The sequence below is a fragment of the Moritella sp. F3 genome (assembly GCF_015082335.1).
In the GTDB taxonomy this organism is placed as follows: Bacteria; Pseudomonadota; Gammaproteobacteria; order Enterobacterales; family Moritellaceae; genus Moritella.
In genome coordinates this window covers 166647-185680 of record NZ_BLRL01000001.1, presented here as the reverse complement: position 1 = coordinate 185680, position 19034 = coordinate 166647, and the positions used below count along the sequence as shown (strand labels likewise).

General features: G+C 38.7%; 14 protein-coding genes. 6 read left to right on the top strand and 8 right to left on the bottom strand.

Annotated elements, in window-relative coordinates:
• Positions 1–89 precede the first annotated feature (89 nt).
• Both JFU56_RS00775 and JFU56_RS00770 read right to left on the bottom strand, forming a co-directional pair.
• Positions 90–1142: a hypothetical protein gene (locus JFU56_RS00775; protein WP_198435389.1), complete on the bottom strand. Its 1053-nt coding sequence runs from the start codon at positions 1140–1142 to the stop codon at positions 90–92.
• Positions 1143–1145: 3 nt separating this feature from the next.
• Complete coding sequence (locus tag JFU56_RS00770; protein WP_198435388.1) at positions 1146–1625, bottom strand: hypothetical protein; 480 nt, start codon at positions 1623–1625, stop codon at positions 1146–1148.
• Between the two features lie 95 nt (positions 1626–1720).
• Here JFU56_RS00770 and JFU56_RS00765 point away from each other — a divergent pair, with 95 nt between their 5' ends.
• A complete protein-coding gene (locus tag JFU56_RS00765; RefSeq protein ID WP_198435387.1) occupies positions 1721–4447 on the top strand; it encodes an ATP-binding protein in 2727 nt (908 codons plus the stop codon).
• Between the two features lie 36 nt (positions 4448–4483).
• On the opposite strand, the gene JFU56_RS00760 is transcribed toward JFU56_RS00765, so the two are convergent.
• A complete protein-coding gene (locus JFU56_RS00760) occupies positions 4484–5281 on the bottom strand; it encodes an ion transporter (RefSeq protein ID WP_198435386.1) in 798 nt (265 codons plus the stop codon).
• A 156-nt stretch (positions 5282–5437) separates the two neighbouring features.
• Between JFU56_RS00760 and JFU56_RS00755 the strand changes: the two genes are divergently transcribed.
• Complete coding sequence (locus JFU56_RS00755; protein ID WP_198435385.1) at positions 5438–5761, top strand: NGG1p interacting factor NIF3; 324 nt, start codon at positions 5438–5440, stop codon at positions 5759–5761.
• Between the two features lie 41 nt (positions 5762–5802).
• Here JFU56_RS00755 and JFU56_RS00750 read toward each other — a convergent pair whose 3' ends face one another.
• From JFU56_RS00750 to JFU56_RS00740, 3 genes are all read right to left on the bottom strand, one after another.
• Entirely contained in the window at positions 5803–6540 is a 738-nt protein-coding gene (locus JFU56_RS00750) for a copper homeostasis protein CutC (RefSeq protein ID WP_198435384.1), read from the bottom strand.
• Positions 6541–6668: 128 nt separating this feature from the next.
• The gene (locus tag JFU56_RS00745; RefSeq protein WP_198435383.1) at positions 6669–8480 is read right to left on the bottom strand and encodes a long-chain-acyl-CoA synthetase; all 1812 of its coding nucleotides are present in this window, start codon (positions 8478–8480) and stop codon (positions 6669–6671) included.
• Positions 8481–8483: 3 nt separating this feature from the next.
• Positions 8484–9083: a MaoC/PaaZ C-terminal domain-containing protein gene (locus JFU56_RS00740; protein ID WP_242065781.1), complete on the bottom strand. Its 600-nt coding sequence runs from the start codon at positions 9081–9083 to the stop codon at positions 8484–8486.
• Positions 9084–9576: 493 nt separating this feature from the next.
• On the opposite strand from JFU56_RS00740, the gene JFU56_RS00735 reads away from it, so the two are divergent.
• Complete coding sequence (locus tag JFU56_RS00735; protein WP_198435381.1) at positions 9577–10590, top strand: AraC family transcriptional regulator; 1014 nt, start codon at positions 9577–9579, stop codon at positions 10588–10590.
• Between the two features lie 88 nt (positions 10591–10678).
• On the opposite strand, the gene JFU56_RS00730 is transcribed toward JFU56_RS00735, so the two are convergent.
• Positions 10679–12094 (bottom strand): 3-oxoacyl-ACP reductase, encoded by a 1416-nt coding sequence (locus tag JFU56_RS00730; protein WP_198435380.1) that lies wholly within the window; start codon positions 12092–12094, stop codon positions 10679–10681.
• Positions 12095–12449: 355 nt separating this feature from the next.
• On the opposite strand from JFU56_RS00730, the gene JFU56_RS00725 reads away from it, so the two are divergent.
• On the top strand, positions 12450–13730 hold the full coding sequence (locus JFU56_RS00725; protein WP_017223546.1) for an acetyl-CoA C-acetyltransferase: 1281 nt from the start codon (positions 12450–12452) through the stop codon (positions 13728–13730).
• 208 nt (positions 13731–13938) lie between these two features.
• On the opposite strand, the gene asnB is transcribed toward JFU56_RS00725, so the two are convergent.
• Entirely contained in the window at positions 13939–15606 is a 1668-nt protein-coding gene (gene asnB / locus JFU56_RS00720; RefSeq protein WP_198435379.1) for an asparagine synthase B, read from the bottom strand.
• Between the two features lie 574 nt (positions 15607–16180).
• On the opposite strand from asnB, the gene lpxM reads away from it, so the two are divergent.
• Together lpxM and pykF are read left to right on the top strand one after the other, a co-directional pair.
• Positions 16181–17122 (top strand): lauroyl-Kdo(2)-lipid IV(A) myristoyltransferase, encoded by a 942-nt coding sequence (gene lpxM, locus JFU56_RS00715; protein WP_198435378.1) that lies wholly within the window; start codon positions 16181–16183, stop codon positions 17120–17122.
• A gap of 389 nt (positions 17123–17511) precedes the next feature.
• Entirely contained in the window at positions 17512–18924 is a 1413-nt protein-coding gene (gene pykF / locus JFU56_RS00710) for a pyruvate kinase PykF (RefSeq protein WP_198435377.1), read from the top strand.
• The last annotated feature ends 110 nt before the right edge of the window (positions 18925–19034 follow it).

Genomic DNA, 19034 nt, shown 5'->3' with positions numbered 1-19034 from the left:
CGACAGCTGATTTAAATAACGCCATGTGGGAATGTCTAGGCATAACCACATGGCGTTTTTTTCGTCTCCAAAAGATGAAGAATATTATTTTAGAAGATAAAGTTAACCATCACGGTATATAACTGCGCATCTAAATCACCATCGGTAGGGTTTTTGAGTAACTCACCGTTATTACCACCATTTGCATCGGTATATTTCCATTCAGCATTTAGCGATACGGTTGTTGTTAAATCATAACGCACACCTAATAATAACGAATTGTTTTTTTGGCTATGGTGAGATTCAGCATAGGTAACATAAGGCGTAAACTTATCCATATTGTACGCTAAGCTGGAGTACCAATTAAAATGCATTGTATCGACTAAGACTTCGGTAGTGATTATCCATTGTTCTAGCGAATATTCCGCACCTAAGGTATATATGTTGATGCTATCAGCTGCTAGCTTTTGCGAGCCTAGCGGTGTTGTGACATCAACCGCATATTTAAAGTGGGCGTAATTAAACATGACTCGATAATCAAAGCCACTTATCTCACTTTTAAAACCTAAAGTTTTTTCAATATCAAAGTCATAATTAGTGGCACCTATGTCAACCTCACCCTTACTTTCTATCCCTACATAAGGCGTTAGTGTTAAATAGCTCTCATCATTTATTTCAATATCCCATGTTCCTGAAATACCATCATAAGAGGTAATCCCTAAGACCGAATTATATACTTCCTGTGGGGGACGTGCTGATGTATAGGATTGTCCGACATAATAGTATTCGGAACTGAGAAACAGCGGTAATCGTAGTCGACCCACTTTTAAACTAAAGTCTGAAATGTTATAGCCAAGATATGCCCATTCTAACTCTGGTGATGACCATTCATCCTGCGGGCGCTTTACGACCTGAACGGATGCATTAAAGCTATCATTAAAACGTATATCACCTTGTAAACCAAATATTGTATCACAATCGTAGCAAGTATCGTCAGTGATCTCTCTGTTTACATACAATGGTGTCGCATTATCAGACTGCGTAATTGATGTAGAACCGAAGCCACTGAGTGAAATATCATCTGTCACGTTGATTTTTGCGTTTGTTGAGAATGTTGCAAGTGTGAGTGCAGTCGCCGTAAAGCAATATGTAGATATATTCATGCTCTATTCCTCCGGATCTAAAACGAATAAAACATTAACATCTTCTGGTAATGACTTGATGGTGGCGTAAGCAATGCCATTGGGGTTTTCTTCTAACCAATCGAGAATGGATGCAATATCATTATCAGATATGGTTGTTGGTAAATTACCTTTACCTGAAAAAGCTAAGCTTGCTCTATAGCCGTTCATTTGTGATAACGATTTACCCAGTAACCCGTCGTAAAAATCAGCTTTATCATTATCATCATCGGTCAAATCAACAAGATTAATATTTTTCTTATTAATTCGTTTTACTTTTCCTTTATAGATCATCCTTACTTTACTTTTACTGAGTTCAGGGAAGTCGTTATTTAATGAAAATACAGCAAAACTTCGACCTTCATCTTCGGTTATCTCTTCTTTTGCGTTGGCAGAAAGCGGTGCTGAGATCGAAATAATGAGTACTGTGACGCAAAAACTGCGTAAGTTTAATCCTTTAAACATGTTTACCTGCTAATTTTAGTTCTGTTATCTATCATTTAAGTTAGACAGAAAAAGAGCAAATAACAAATAAATTTTTACATGGAAGTCATAATCTTATGCTAAATACGGTATCGATCAAAAAACGGCTAATAATTTTATTATTATGCCCATTATTATTACTCACGTTGTTGATTGGCGATCGAGTCAGTGAGTCTGTTTCAACATTAAACCAACTTGATAAATTAAAATACCGATTGGAGTTGTTAACCGAGTCTCTAAATCTGAATGCGCTATTACACAGTATGAGAGTTAATGCGTTAGCAAGTGATGTCGTTACACCAACAGATGAGTTAAATGCATTCACAGCATCGGTTAATAAATTAAAGCAATTAGCCCCGCTGGCACTGCAGGATAGTGGGGCTGCCGTTGATTTATTATCTGATCTTGAAGGCGTAGAAGAAGAGTTTGTTGATATTGCTGCTGCTGATGTCAATGATTGGTCTAGCTGGATATCAGATTCAACAAGTCAGTTACTTTTTATTCTTGAAAAAAATAACCTTGATATCAAGGATAAGGAGATTGAAAGTAATATTGAGGTGTTATATCAATTGCAGTGGCTTTACTTTTGGGCCAATGAAGAAAATTGGTATATCAACTTAATCGTCAGAGATATTGGCATGGATATAAAGCCTCTATTACAGCCAATAGTCGAAAGACAACAGCTTTTCATCGAACGCTTTATTTCCATTAGTGCTGACAACAATCAAATATCATTATTACAAAGTACATTTTCAGATCAAGCATTCACAGACAGTTATGCATTACGTAGCTTAATTCAAAACGGACACTTTAAAACAACAAATAATTACGACATATCAGCGTTGGATAAACGTCTCGTATTAATCAACGAAGTCGTGTCAAATGTTGGAGCCAATTTATCAGTCAAAATTAAGGCCAAAGTTGCTGAAGCTAAAATGCATGTGGTGGCTTTTTCAATTTTCATTACCGCATTATTACTCTGTGCATCCTATTTAGGTTGGATGTTAATACAACGTATCATCGGTAATTTAAAAGAGATTATTACCACGTTAACGCGTATTGAAGACAGCCATGATTACTCCCTTAAAATAAGCATAGATGGCAAAGATGAATTTAGTGCGTTTGCAAAAATGCTCAATAAACTCATTGAAGAGCGCTACATCAATGAAAGGCATATTATTCAAGCTAAGGAGTCTGCAGAGCAGGCGAATGTAGCGAAAAGCTCATTCTTGGCCAACATGTCTCATGAAATTAGAACGCCGTTAAATGGTGTTATCGGTATGTCCAATATTTTATCGAGCACAAAACTAACACCGACCCAGCAAGATTATCTCGCGATCATTGAAAATTCATCGCAAACGTTACTGATATTAATTAACGATATTCTAGATTTTTCAAAGATTGAATCTGGCCACTTAGCTATCTCTCATCATAATTGTAATTTACGCGAAGTTGTTTACGACACCGTCGCGATTGTTATACCAAGCGCAGCATTCAAAAACCTGGGTCTTGTTGTTAATATTGATGCTGATTTACCTGATGATCTGTTACTCGATGAGCATAGACTACGTCAGGTGCTCATGAATTTACTGTCTAATGCTGTTAAGTTTACCAATAGTGGGGCTGTTTGTTTAACACTAAAGTCTAAAATATTAGCTGATAACCGTGCTGAGTTGTACTTTTCTGTTGCCGATACTGGTACCGGGATTGAAGCGGATAAACAGAAGAAAATCTTTGAACCATTTACTCAAGAAGACGGCTCGATTACCCGTGAGTTTGGTGGTACAGGTTTAGGTTTAGCCATTAGCACGCAGTTAGTTGAATTGATGGGCGGACAAATTGAGATCAATTCAGAGAAAGGTAAGGGAAGTGATTTCTTCTTTACTATCTATGCTGATGTAGCTGTCGATATTAGAACTCAGAAATTTGTAGAAACGAATACTCAAATTATCGTGATCACAAATGAAATAGATTCAAGTGTGAAAATACAACCTGAATTATTACGTAGTGATATAAAGAACGTTATGTCAATCGCGTATATGCAGGAGCTTCCTCATCATTTAACGGGCCAAGTATTAGATGAAAATACAGATCAAGTTATAATATACTGTCAAAAAAGCATTCAGCTAACGTTAAAAGACATCGATTTTTTAAACAAACTAAATCTTAAGTATGCGTTTGTTTTAGTGCAATCTCATACAGACGATAAATATGATTTTGACCATCGTATTGATGGCTTAGTGACAACGCCGCTACTTGGCAACCGTCTATTAAAAACCATTCAGGCAGCGCTGGTTAATAAGCTTGAATCATTCGGCGTCAAAGAAAATACAGCAGGGGTGCTATTAGAGCAGGGTAAGGCTAAACAGGTAAGTGTTGAGAGTGATAGCACGGACACTGTTACTGAAAACAGCGTTGATAATAATTTGATACTTATTGTAGAAGACAATTTGATTAATCAAAAAGTAGCAACACTATTACTTAAGCAGTGTGGTTACGACAGCCACATCGCCAATAACGGTGAGGAGGCTGTCGCGAAAGTGACGTCTGGTGAATTCAAATATAAAGCCATCTTAATGGATTGTATGATGCCAATTATGGATGGCTTTACTGCAACTGAACATATCCGAGAATGGGAAACGTCATCTGCAATAACGCCAACGCCGATCATTGCATTAACGGCTAGTGTACTTGACGCTGATATACAACGTTGCTTTGATGTTGGTATGGATGATTATGTTCCCAAACCATTTAAAAAAGACTTACTCATGGACAAAATTGATCGATTAGCAAACGTTGCTTAAGGCGGTGTAAATATTATTGATTATTTTTAAATAGTATTAATTATCTTTTTGGGATTGTAAGAGCTGATGTTGCTGGCTAATGAGTACTTTTAGTTCGGCGATATCTTGCTTTAAATCGCAAACTTCCGTTTTTAATTCACCCACACTTGTCGTATTTTTAAGACTCTCTTCCCCACCATCGACAAACCATGATGATATGAAGCCGGTAAACGTGCCAAAGAGGCCGACACCAGCAGTCATTAGCAACGCCGCTATGATACGTCCTCCTGTGGTGACTGGGTAGAAATCACCGTAGCCGACAGTCGTTATAGTCACAAATGACCACCAAAGTGCGTCGATACCATTATTAATATTACTGCCTGTTTGTCCTTGTTCTAACAATAAAATACCGATAGCACCAAAGGTGACAAGGATGAACGATATCGCAGATACCAGCGAGAAGGTGGCTTTAAAACGGTGTTCAAAAATCATTTTTAAGATAATCTTTGATGAGCGTATATTCTGGATAGATCTTAATACTCTAGCAATACGGATTATGCGAATAAACTGCAATTGCTCGACCATGGGAATACTCGACAATAGGTCAATCCAACCCCATTTCATAAACTGCAATTTATTATCAGCTTGGTGAAAACGTATGACAAAGTCAGTGAAAAAGAATAAGCAAATCGTATTATCTACACTCGTTAATATTTCAGTGACGTTACTTGAAAAGGTAAAAATGAGTTGCAATAGTGATGATACAACCACATGAAGTGATAAAATCAGCATGAAAATTTGAAATGGATTTACGTCACTGTTATTTTTGATGTCACTTTTAATGTTAGTCTTCACAATCTGCAGCCTCGGTTCATTGATTTTGTTAATATAAACCTTAGTCAGTAGCAAAACAAAATATATTTACATCAATGTCGTTGTATCATTACACCTGTGTAGACGCATATTTATACCAATGTGGCTATGGTTATCGCGCTACGGGAGAGACAAGTTATGTTCGTTATTATTTTTTATGTGCCTCAAGTCGATGTTGAAGAGGTCAAACTCGCCTTATTTAAAGCCGGAGCTGGCACCATCGGTGATTATGATAGTTGTGCTTGGCAATGTTTGGGGACAGGGCAGTTCCAACCCTTACTTGGTAGTCGACCACATATTGGCAAGTTAAATGAGGTTGAATTTGTTGATGAGTTTAGAGTTGAAATGGTTTGTCGCGCTGAAAATGTAAGGGCTGCAGTCACTGCACTTATTGCTGCGCACCCTTATGAAGAACCTGCTTATCATATTCTGCAAACATCGAACTTTGATGATTTACCTTAAGCTTTAGACGCTGTCGTACTCTATTCGTTAGTTTCTTTAGCTTAACGATTAGCAATTTTGACCATGTCAGCGATAGTTTTGGCACAAGTGACTGATATTAAACTATCTGCTTCAGATTCAGTGCCCATTTTGACTGCTGAATTAGGTTTCATTGCACTTGCTCTGGTGGTTTTTCCTGACAGGTGTAATTCTTTTACTTGCGTAAGGCTAATAATGTCTGGTGCATTGATAGGGCTTACACCCGCACCGGGCATAATACTAATTCGGCCATCTGCTTGGTTAACTAATTCTTTGATTAAATCACAACCCTGTAATGCTTGGGCTTGTTGACCAGAGGTTAAAATACGTTCACAACCCGCAGTGATTAAGATTTCCAAGGCTTGTTGTGGATGATTACACAAATCGAAAGCACGGTGGAAGGTCACGCCTATATCACGAGATGCTGCCATTAAGCGTTTTAAAGCTGCCTCGTCAATATTACCATCTGCTGTTAACGCGCCAATAACGACCCCTTGCACACCAAGTAGCTTCATGAATTTGATATCAGAAACCATGATATCAACTTCTTGTTCGCTATATACAAAATCACCTGCGCGAGGGCGAATAATGGCGTAAATAGGAATCGTTGCCAGATCAAGAGATTTTTGTACAAAGCCCGCGTTGGCGGTTAAGCCTCCCAACGCTAAAGCCGAACACAACTCAATACGATCGGCTCCAGATGCTTGAGCCGTCAGCAGTGATTCTATATTATCTACACATACTTCTATTGTAACTGTCATATTGTTCTCTTTAAAAATTAGATACAAATAATAAAGCTAGCATAGGTCGTTTTATACAATATGAAAGGGTAAAAGGCGACTTAGCTCGCCTAGATCAATTATTATGGAAGAATACTGCAATGTTGTTGTTAGAAAGACAATTTTTTAAGCTCAATAGCCGTTATCGCGTTGTTATCTAACGTGGTGTAACTTTTTTGACCTGGATGCTTTATTAACACAGTCTCAGTAGCAGCGTTAGGGCGGAATGATTCTTTTTTCAATTCTGCTTTTTTGTATTTGAACGTACCAGTGATGTCTTGTTGCTCACGAAGACGTACAAATATGGGCTGTGCATAGCTTGGTAGCGCCGCGTTAACATGTTGATAGAATTCAGACGCTGAAAATTCATGAATTGGGCAATTCAAAGTAAGCGCGACCATGCCCGCTCGGCCATCGTGATGTGGAAGTTCAACACCATAAGCGACACTTTGCTCAATTTGAACAAAATCGTTAACTTGCGCTTCAACTTGCGTCGTGGCGACATTTTCGCCTTTCCAGCGGAATGTATCACCTAATCTGTCGACAAAGGAGATATGACGGTAACCTTGGTAATTAACGAGATCACCGGTATTAAAATAACAATCATCGTCTTTTAAAACAGACTTAAATAGTTTTTTATTACTTTCGTTGTCATCAGTATAACCATCAAATGGAGAACGCTTGGTTATTTTTGTTAGCAGTAATCCGACTTCTCCTGTTTTTACCTTGATCATTTTACCTTTCGCATTATAAACCGGTTCGTCATTGTCGATATCATATTTAACTACGGTAAAAGCAAGTGGAGTAACGCCAGCTGTATGCGGTAAATTCAAAGCGTTAGTGAAAACAAGGTTACATTCACTTGCGCCGTAGAATTCATTAATATGTTCGATGCCAAAACGTTGCTGGAATTCATCCCAAATCTCGGGGCGTAATCCATTGCCAATGATTTTTTTTACATTGTGCTGTTTGTCGTTATTGTTAGGCGGTACATTTAATAAATAACGGCAGAGCTCGCCGATGTAGGTAAACGCAGTGGCTTTATGTGTACGAACTTCATCCCAAAAACGACTTGAGCTGAACTTTTCAGAGAGTGCGAGGGTCGCTGCGTTACCAAATACAGCGCTCAATGATACCGTCAGTGCATTGTTGTGGTACAAGGGCAGTGATAGATACAATACATCGTCAGCGGTTAAGCGTAATGAAGCCATTCCCATGCCAGCCATCGATTTAAACCAACGGTGATGACTCATTCTTGCTGCTTTTGGCAGTCCCGTTGTACCCGAGGTAAAGATATAAAATGCACAATGCTTAAGCTGTATCTGCGCTGTTGATTCAGGGTTTAATACTGAATAATTTGCTACAAGTGTTGCTATGTTTTTATACTTATCGTTCATGTCTGATGCAGCTAAAGCGGGAATGTAAAAGACATTTTGTTGTAGCGTCGATGACAGACTGGTTTTAATATTATTAATGGCGGATATATATAATTCATCCGCGATGAGTAATCGTGTATCGACTACGCTGAGGCTATGCTCAAGGATTGAGTCCCGTTGGGTCGTGTTTATCATACAGGCAATCGCACCAAGCTTGACAACCGCGAGGGCAATAATGATGGTTTCAGGTCTATTATCCAGCATGATCGCAACTTTGTCATTTTGGCCAATGCCATATTCATGAAGAAAGTGCGCATATTGATTCGCTTGCTTATTCAATGCGTCGTAGCTATAACGCTGGTCTTTAAATTGTATTGCAATCAAGTCAGAATTATTGGCGGCTTGCTGTTCTAGCAATAAACCAATAGACATAAAACGTTCGGGTTTTGCTTGCTGCAAGTGCCACAAGCCTTTAATGATAGGCTTTGGTGTTTTTAATAGGTTGATGGTACTTTTAATTAAATCTTTGCCGGATATAACAGTCATAAGCTAATTCGTTTTATTAAGAAGAGGGGTTATGACACCTGTTAAATGTGTCACGTCTTGGTTTAAGTCGGTTAGACTAAATGTGTTGTTCTGCTGTGATAATACGACGTTCAAACAAACTTGAGCGGGTAAAAAAATAGCATTTTTAAATTGAACATCAATACTAATATGTTGAATATCAATCAAGTTTTCTAACTGTGCGAGCACGCGTGCTTTGGCAAACATGCCATGTACAATTGATGCTTTAAACCCCATTATTTTCGCAGGGATAAAATGTAAATGGATTGGATTTGTGTCTTTGGATACATAAGCATATTTGTATGCGTCAAAAGAACTAAATTTAAACGATGAAATAGGCTCGAAAGAATTACTCGTTGCTGTATTCATTATTTGCACGCTGCCGGAGCGTTGAGATACTCGAGCAGTGCCTGGTTTTTTCGTTTTTTGTAAGAATGTAGATGTACATTCCCACGCTAATTGTCCATCTACAAAAACATCAATTTGAATGTCAATGAAACGTCCGGTATCTGTTATGCGATCCTTACTCAGCCTGCATATACTCGTGTATATCGCGTTTAATGCTATCGGTTGGTGTTGTGTCATGCGGTTTCTATAATGGATGAGCCCTAATATGGAGATGGGGAACAGTGTTGATGTCATTAGTTTCATCAATAATGGGAAAGTCATCACAAATGGATAAGTCACAGGGACGTAATTTGTGCTATTAAATCCGCAACATTTAATGTACTGCTTTAAATTTTTCGGATTTATTCTTTGCCCACTAATGCTAAATTGCTCAGTACACGACTGTGTCGACCAAGTGTTTGTCTGCGTTTTTACGATCGAATTGACCGCTGCTTTCAAATATAACAGCGAGATGATCGGTTGTTTTGTTAACTGGCTAGGCCGCATTGAAATAATTCACATTAGAATATGTTGCATTTATGTTATCATTTTACTTGAGAAGTTAAATTGGCGAATCCGTAATCGGTTTATGGCAGTTCGGTCAAATACTTCTGCTAAACTCGTTACTCATACCTTTGATAGTGTTAAAGTGATTAACTGAATAAAGAATAGAGCTAAAAGTGGATAAATTATGCAAGATGCGGGTATGTTATTACGCATTGCTTATGAGGCAATGAAAGAGTTAGAGATTGATGTAACTGAAGTACTTTCTCGTTGTAACATAAGTGAAGAGGTGTTGAATGATAAAGACCTTCGCACTCCTAATGATGCACAGACACATTTTTGGCAAGTATTAGAAGACATATCACAAGATCCTAACATTGGAATCTCACTCGGTGAGAGAATGCCCGTCTTCACGGGGCAGGTATTACAGTATCTTTTCCTTAGTAGCCCGACGTTCGGTACTGGCTGGGAACGCGCAACAAAATATTTTCGATTAATCAGTGATGCTGCGAGTGTCTCTATTAAGACGGAAGGCAATGAAGCGCGATTATCTGTGAACTTAGATGGTTTAACGGAAGATGCTAATCGTCATTTGAACGATTGCTTAGTGATAGGCGCATTTAAATTTTGTTTATATGTGACAGAATCTGAATTTAAGGCAACAAAAATAGCCTTTGCTCATGCTCGGCCAAAAGATATTACTGCCTATACCAACGTATTCACATGTCCCATTGAGTTTTCTGCAGAAGATAATTATATTTATTTCGATGCTGATTTACTTGAGCGTCCTTCTTCGCATGCAGAACCTGAGCTATTCGCGTTACACGATCAGCTTGCAAGCCGTAAAGTCGCCAAGTTAGAACTGCAAGATTTAGTGGATAAAGTACGAAAGGTGATTGCACAGCAACTTGAATCTGGCGTGGTGACATTAGAAAGCATCGCCACGGAACTTGACATGAAACCGCGTATGTTAAGGGCTAAACTGGCTGACATTGATTATAACTTTAATCAAATATTAGCTGATTTCCGTTGTGAGTTATCAAAAAAACTGTTGGCGAACACAGACGAATCTATCGATCAGATTGTGTATCTCACTGGGTTTTCTGAACCAAGTACTTTTTATCGAGCCTTTAAGCGCTGGGTAAAAATGACGCCAATTGAATACCGCCGTAGTAAACACGTGGCTAATAATTCAAAATAAAATCAGAATGAAGTGGCAGATCTCAAGAGAGTTAACTCAAGTACTAAAGTGAAATACTTGAGTTAACTATTTGACATTATTTACTAAACTAAGCGCCGATTAATGATTGGCCGCAAATTCTGATGGTATTACCTGTCACACCAGCCGCCTGAGGTTGAGCAAAAAAGGCAATCGCTTCAGCAACATCAACAGGTTTCCCCCCTTGTTTTAATGAATTCATGCGACGACCAGCTTCACGGACTGTAAACGGAATAGCTGCTGTCATTTTTGTTTCAATAAAACCTGGTGCCACGGCATTTATGGTAATGTGTTTCGCTGCAAGCGGCGTTTGCATTGCATCGACATAGCCAATGACTGCAGCCTTAGACGTTGCATAATTAGTCTGGCCAAAATTACCGGCAATACCACTCATCGAAGAAACACAAATAATACGGCCGTATTCGTTCAGTAGATCTTCGTTTAACAGTCGCTCGTTGATCCTTTCCATTGCCGACAAATTAATATCCATCAGTACGTCCCAATGATTATTTGTCATACGGGCAAGCGTTTTATCTTTTGTTACACCTGCATTATGTACGATGATATCAAGTGGATGTTCTCGTACAAATTCAGCGATAATATCTGGGGCATCTGCAGTGGTTATATCTGCAATAATACTATTACCTTTTAAGCGGTGGGTTATCTTTTCAAGATCTTGTTTTAATGCGGGTATATCTAAGCAAATAACATGTGCGCCATCGCGAGCAAGTGTCTCAGCAATAGCCGCTCCGATACCACGAGATGCGCCTGTCACAAGGGCGGTTTTTCCTTGCAGTGGCTTTGCCGAGTTAATAGTTCCTTCTACTGTACCGGGTTTTACGTTAATCACCTGTGCTGAGATATAGGCTGATTTTGCTGAGGTTAAGAAGCGCAGGGGAGCCTCTAATAACATTTCACTGCCAGGTTGCACATAGATAAGTTGACAGGTGCTGCCATTCTTACCTATTTCCTTCGCTAAACTGCGGCAGAATCCTTCTAGCGAACGCTGCGCTGTTGCATTACTGACTTCTTTTATATGTGCACTGGGACGGCCTAATACGATCACTCGACTACAGGGGGCAAGTTGCTTAATAACAGGTTGAAAAAACCGATGTAATGCACTTAATTCGTTACTTGTTTTTATCCCTGATGCATCAAATATTATACCGTTGAATCTGTCAGACTTAGCGATGGCATTTAGACTGATTGGTGTGGCTTGTAGTGATGCAGCATTGAATTGTGCATTAAGGTTAGCCAACTTTGATGTGCTATTAGGGTAACTAATAGTGAGTTGAGCATCTTTAAGTGTGTGAATTATAGGTTTAACTAATTCGCAATTGCTTGCCGCGCCGATGAGTACATTACCAGAGATGAGATCTGAGCCCTCAGTGAATCGTGCCAAGGTGACAGGTTGGGGAAGATTAAGAGCTTTAAATAAGCCTGATGTCCACTTGCCATTAGCTAGTTTTGCGTATGTGTCCGTCATTTTTTGATCCTTGTTATAGTGAACAGCCTGAATATCGAAGATGAGCATGTGTTTAAAATTATCTGATGGCTATGACTTATCTGCCACCACGTAATAATAAATAGACCAGTTCATTACATCGTAAATCGGTATAGTATAACTAAATAATAAATAAATTCTGATGTTGTGATCATTTGCTGTGAATTAACTCGTTGCAATCAATGCCTTTTCTTTATGCATAACGATAACACTCTGATCAACAAATAACCAAGTTAGAGTTTTTATTTTAAACTTGTATCAACAATGTTACATTATTGTATCTTACGTCTAATGTGCTACGGGCATATATAAGTCATTTTAATTAAAGGAATAAACCATGACAGGTCAAACAATAAGAAGAGTAGCAATTATCGGCGGTAACCGTATCCCGTTTGCACGTTCAAATACAGCATATTCAAAACTAAGTAACCAAGACATGCTGACGGAAACTATCCGTGGCTTAGTAGTTAAATATAACCTACGTGGTGAGCAGCTTGGCGAAGTTGTTGCTGGCGCAGTCATTAAGCATTCTCGTGATTTTAACTTAACACGTGAAGCCGTGCTAAGTGCAGGTCTTGCACCTGAAACACCTTGTTATGATATTCAGCAAGCTTGTGGTACTGGTCTAGCAGCTGCTATCCAAGTAGCAAACAAAATTGCGCTTGGTCAAATAGAAGCCGGTATTGCTGGTGGCTCTGATACGACATCTGACGCACCGATTGCAGTGAGTGAAGGTATGCGCAGTGTATTACTTGAGCTTAATCGAGCTAAAACGGGTAAACAACGTTTGAAAGCACTATCTCGTCTACGTCTAAAACACTTTGCGCCACTAACGCCAGCAAATAAAGAACCGCGTACCAAAATGGCGATGGGCGATCACTGTCAAGTAACAGCGAAAGAGTGGAATATCTCACGTGAAGCACAAGATGCATTGGCTTGTGCAAGTCATCAAAAATTAGCTGCAGCATATGAAGAAGGTTTCTTCGATACGTTAGTGTCACCTATGGCTGGCCTAACGAAAGATAATGTATTACGTGCAGACACAACTGTTGAGAAACTGGCTAAATTAAAGCCGTGTTTTGATAAAGTTAACGGCACAATGACGGCGGGTAACAGCACGAACCTTACTGATGGCGCATCTGCTGTATTACTTGCAAGTGAAGAGTGGGCTGCTGCACACAACTTACCAGTACAAGCTTATCTAACATTTGGCGAGACGGCAGCAATCGACTTCGTGGATAAGAAAGAAGGCCTATTAATGGCGCCTGCTTATGCTGTACCAAAAATGCTTAAGCGTGCAGGTCTTACATTACAAGATTTCGATTATTATGAAATTCATGAAGCATTCGCTGCACAAGTTTTATCAACATTAGCAGCTTGGGAAGATGAAAAATTCTGTAAAGAAAAACTAGGTCTAGATGCTGCGCTTGGCTCAATTGATATGACTAAGCTAAACGTGAAAGGTAGCAGCTTAGCAACGGGTCACCCATTTGCAGCTACTGGCGGTCGTGTTGTCGCTACGCTAGCACAATTGCTTGATCAGAAAGGTTCTGGTCGTGGTTTGATCTCGATTTGTGCCGCTGGTGGTCAAGGTATAACTGCAATTCTAGAGAAATAAACGCACTGTTTATATTTATTGATTAAGCAGTCCTATGACATAAAGGGCTTCTTTTAAATAAAAACGCCAATACTTAAAGTATTGGCGTTTTTTTATGCTTACGTATTCGTGTTTAAGCGCATGAGTCTTTTTAGGAGTTTTCGTATATAAATAAAAAAACAGCACCGGAGTGCTGTTTTGATTGATGACTATTGAGTACTAAATCGTATTAGTCTTCATATGCTTCGTTGTGAACACCAGCAGCACGACCCGATGGATCAGCATTGTTTTGGAAACTTTCATCCCACGCCAATGCTTCTACAGTTGAACAAGCAACAGACTTACCAAATGGTACGCATTTCGCTGCAGAGTCACCAGGGAAGTGATCTTCAAAGATGGCACGATAGTAGTAACCTTCTTTCGTATCTGGTGTGTTGATTGGGAACTTAAATGCTGCACTTGCTAGCATTTGGTCCGTTACCGCTTCTTCAACGTGCACTTTAAGTTGGTCAATCCAAGAATAGCCAACACCATCAGAGAATTGTTCTTTTTGACGCCATACAATTTCTTCTGGTAGCAAGTCTTCAAATGCTTCACGAATGATGTTTTTCTCAATTCGGTCACCAGTGATCATTTTTAGTTCAGGGTTTAGGCGCATTGAAGCATCAACAAACTCTTTATCTAAGAAAGGTACACGGGCTTCGATTCCCCAAGCTGCCATTGACTTGTTCGCTCGTAAGCAATCAAACATATGTAGTTTATTTACTTTACGTACAGTCTCTTCATGGAATTCTTTAGCATTTGGCGCTTTGTGGAAGTACAGGTAACCACCGAACAATTCATCAGCACCTTCTCCAGAAAGAACCATCTTAATGCCCATAGCTTTAATTTTACGTGCCATTAAGTACATTGGCGTTGATGCACGAATAGTCGTTACATCGTAAGTTTCAATGTGGTAAATCACATCACGTAATGCATCGATACCTTCTTGCACTGTGAACTCAATTGAGTGATGGATAGTACCTAAATGATCTGCAACTTTTTGCGCAGCCGCTAAATCTGGAGAGCCATTTAGACCCACAGAGAAAGAGTGTAGTTGTGGCCACCATGCTTCAGTTTTACCACCGTCTTCGATACGACGCTTTGCATACTGTTGCGTGATTGCAGAAATAACAGAAGAATCCAAACCGCCTGATAATAATACGCCGTAAGGCACATCACACATTAGTTGACGTTTAACTGCATCTTCTAAACCTTTTTTAACAATGCTTTTATCACCACCATTTTGTGCAACGTTATCAAATTCTTTCCAATCACGTTGGTAATAAGGCGTTACTACACCATCTTTACTCCAGAGGTAGTGGCCTGCTGGGAACTCTTCAATTTGAGTACAAATTGGCACTAATGCTTTCATCTCAGATGCAACATAAAAGTTACCGTGTTCATCATAGCCAGTATAAAGTGGGATGATACCAATATGGTCACGGCCAATCAGGTAAGCGTCTTCAGTTTCGTCATATAAAGCGAAAGCAAAAATACCATTTAGATCATCTAAAAATTGCGTGCCTTTTTCTTTATATAGCGCAAGGATCACTTCGCAGTCTGATTCTGTTTGGAATTCAAAGTCTACGTTCAGTGTTTTCTTTAAATCTTTATGGTTATAAATTTCACCATTAACAGCAAGTACGTGCGTCTTTTCTTCATTGTATAGCGGTTGTGCACCATTATTTACATCAACAATAGCAAGGCGTTCATGAACTAAAATCGCATTGTCACTTGTATAGATACCTGACCAATCTGGGCCGCGGTGACGTAGTAACTTTGATAGTTCTAGTGCTTGTTCGCGAAGAGGTTTAATGTCTGACTTGATGTCTAGAATTCCGAATATTGAGCACATAACTAATTCCTTCTAATGCTGCGTCTGCAGCTAACTTTCTAAATAGTGTGTCTAATTTGCCACATTGTAGATTTAATGCAAACTTTAATGATAAAACATTTATAAAAAATGCATTTCAATGTGGAATCGATAATTTAATGGCGTAAAAGTGAAGATCCATTAATTGTAGTGGCGAGGTAATAGACCAATGTAGACCTTAATGTATAAAGCAGGCACGATTGAATCCATTCAACGCAAGGTGATACTAATTAGTGTTTTAAACGTTATAAGTAAATAATTTAAAAACAATAATAATCCACATACATTAAATTTATCATGATAAACCGCTATATCTCAATGGCAATTTGGGATAAGTGTAAAATATATGTAAAATGAATGAGTTGAACAGCTTTTTTTACACTAAATGATGAAATTACAGCTAAATTTAGCTATTAGCATTGATTAATAACGTACTAAAACACGACACATAGTATAGAAATTTAAAAAACAGTTGGTTTTGCTAGCATAACTGCATAAACTAATCAGCTTGTTCTCTGTAATATTTTTGTAATTTAAATAGGTTTAATAAAATTATATGTCTGATAAATATAAACCGTACGACCTTTCTTTTAAAAAGACGTTTTTGCTACCTAAGTTTTGGCCTGTGTGGTTCGGCGTGTTTGCAATATACTTATTAGCTTTTATGCCCGTGAAGCCTCGCGATAAGTTTGCCCGATTTATAGCAACAAAATTATTTAGTCTAAAAATGATGGCGAAGCGCAAGAAGGTAGCAAAGATCAATTTATCTATGTGTTTTCCTGAAATGGATGATGCAGAGCAAGACCGTATTATCATGGTCAATCTAGTTACTTTTTGTCAAACGATCTTAAGCTATGCAGAGCCAAGTGCCCGTAGCCGTGCCTATAATCGTAATCGTATGATTGTTCATGGTGGTGAGAATTTATTCCCATTACTTGAACAGGGTAAGGCTTGTATCTTATTAGTGCCGCATAGTTTCGCTATTGATTTTGCAGGTCTACACATTGCTTCTTATGGCGCGCCATTTTGTACTATGTTTAACAACTCTGATAATGAGCTGTTCGATTGGCTGATGACACGCCAACGCGCTATGTTTGGTGGCACCGTTTATCACCGTAAGGCTGGGCTAGGGGCTTTGATTAAGTCACTTAAAAGTGGCGAAAGTTGTTACTATTTACCTGATGAAGATCATGGTCCTAAACGCAGCGTGTTTGCCCCTTTATTTGCTACTCAAAAAGCCACATTGCCTGTGATGGGAAAACTTGCGGAAAAAACAGATGCTGTGGTTGTTCCTGTTTATGCTGCGTATAATGAATCATTGGGTAAATTCGAGACCTTTATTCGACCAGCAATGCAAAACTTCCCATCGGAAAGTCCAGAGCAGGATGCTGTGATGATGAATAAAGAGATCGAAGCCTTAATTAATTGTGGTGTTGACCAATACATGTGGACACTCAGGTTATTGAGAACTCGTCCAGATGGTAAAAAGATCTACTAATTAAGTTTAATAAACACCATAAGCTTCGTTGTATATGGTGTTTATTCCCCACTGAATACCCCCCAAAGTAATAACAAAAAAGCCATTTACGTAACATCTAATGATGATTTAGCCTGTACTTGCTTTGTTTTTAGTCTTAAGAGTCGAATAAACTTGATCTAGGTATAGATTCTACCTTTCTTTACGTAACGCTATCTATTTTTTTTAATAGATACTTGTTATAATTGGTTTCATATGAAAGCGATATCGTTTCAGTAAAAGCTATTTCGTTTCAATAAATAATTTATTTATAGTCGCATTCTCAGTTATGACAATAACTTTCTCATCTAGACTATAAGTAAGAACACGAATTTTACAAGAATATAAAATATCCCATCGGAGCTATAAGAATGAAAAAGACTAAAATTGTTTGTACAATTGGTCCAAAAACTGAATCAGTAGAGAAACTAACAGAGCTTGTTAATGCAGGCATGAACGTGATGCGTTTAAACTTCTCTCACGGTAACTTTGCTGAACATTCAGTACGTATTCAAAATATCCGTCAAGTAAGTGAAAACTTAAATAAAAAGATTGCTGTTTTACTGGATACTAAAGGTCCAGAAATCCGCACAATTAAATTAGAAAACGGTGAAGATGTCATATTAACTGTTGGTCAGTCATTTACATTTACAACAGATATTAACGTTGTTGGTAATAAAGACTGTGTAGCTGTAACGTATGCTGGCTTTGCTAAAGACCTTAATCCTGGCGCAATCATCCTTGTTGATGACGGCTTGATTGAAATGGAAGTGACTGAAACAACAGACACTGAAGTTAAATGTAAAGTATTAAACACGGGCGCACTTGGTGAAAACAAAGGCGTTAACTTACCTAACATCAGTGTAGGTCTGCCAGCATTATCTGAAAAAGATAAAGCCGACCTTGCGTTTGGTTGTGAGCAAGAAGTTGATTTTGTTGCTGCATCATTCATCCGTAAAGCGGATGACGTAAGAGAAATTCGTGAAGTATTATTTAATCACGGTGGCGAAAACATTCAAATTATCTCTAAAATTGAAAACCAAGAAGGTGTAGATAATTTCGATGAGATCCTTGCTGAATCTGACGGCATCATGGTTGCTCGTGGTGATCTAGGTGTTGAGATCCCTGTTGAAGAAGTGATCATGGCACAGAAGATGATGATCAAAAAATGTAATAAAGCAGGTAAAGTTGTAATCACTGCAACACAAATGCTTGATTCAATGATCAGTAACCCACGTCCTACACGTGCAGAAGCTGGCGATGTTGCCAATGCTGTACTTGATGGTACAGATGCGGTAATGCTTTCTGGCGAAACAGCTAAAGGTAAATACCCAGTTGAAGCTGTGTCTATCATGGCAAATATCTGTGAGCGTACTGATAACTCAATGACTTCGGATTTAGGTGCGAATATTGTAGCTAAAAGCATGCGTATTACAGAAGCTGTGTGTAAAGGCGCGGTAGAGACGACTGAAAAATTGTCTGCTCCACTTATCGTTGTTGCTACACGCGGTGGTAAATCTGCTAAATCGGTACGTAAATATTTCCCGAAAGCGAATATCTTAGCGATTACAACTAATGAAAAAGCAGCGCAACAATTATGCCTAACTAAAGGCGTAAGCAGCTGCATCGTTGAGCAGATTGATAGCACTGATGAGTTTTACCGTAAAGGTAAAGAGCTTGCGCTAGCAACTGGCCTAGCTAAAGAAGGTGATATTGTTGTGATGGTATCAGGTGCACTAGTACCATCAGGCACAACGAATACGGCATCTGTTCACCAACTTTAAGTTGCCATATTGATATTACAAAAAAGAGAGCGTATGCTCTCTTTTTTTATATCTATAGTTTATAAATTCTTTTATAAAGAATGCGATAGCGCGTATTATAAAGGGTACAT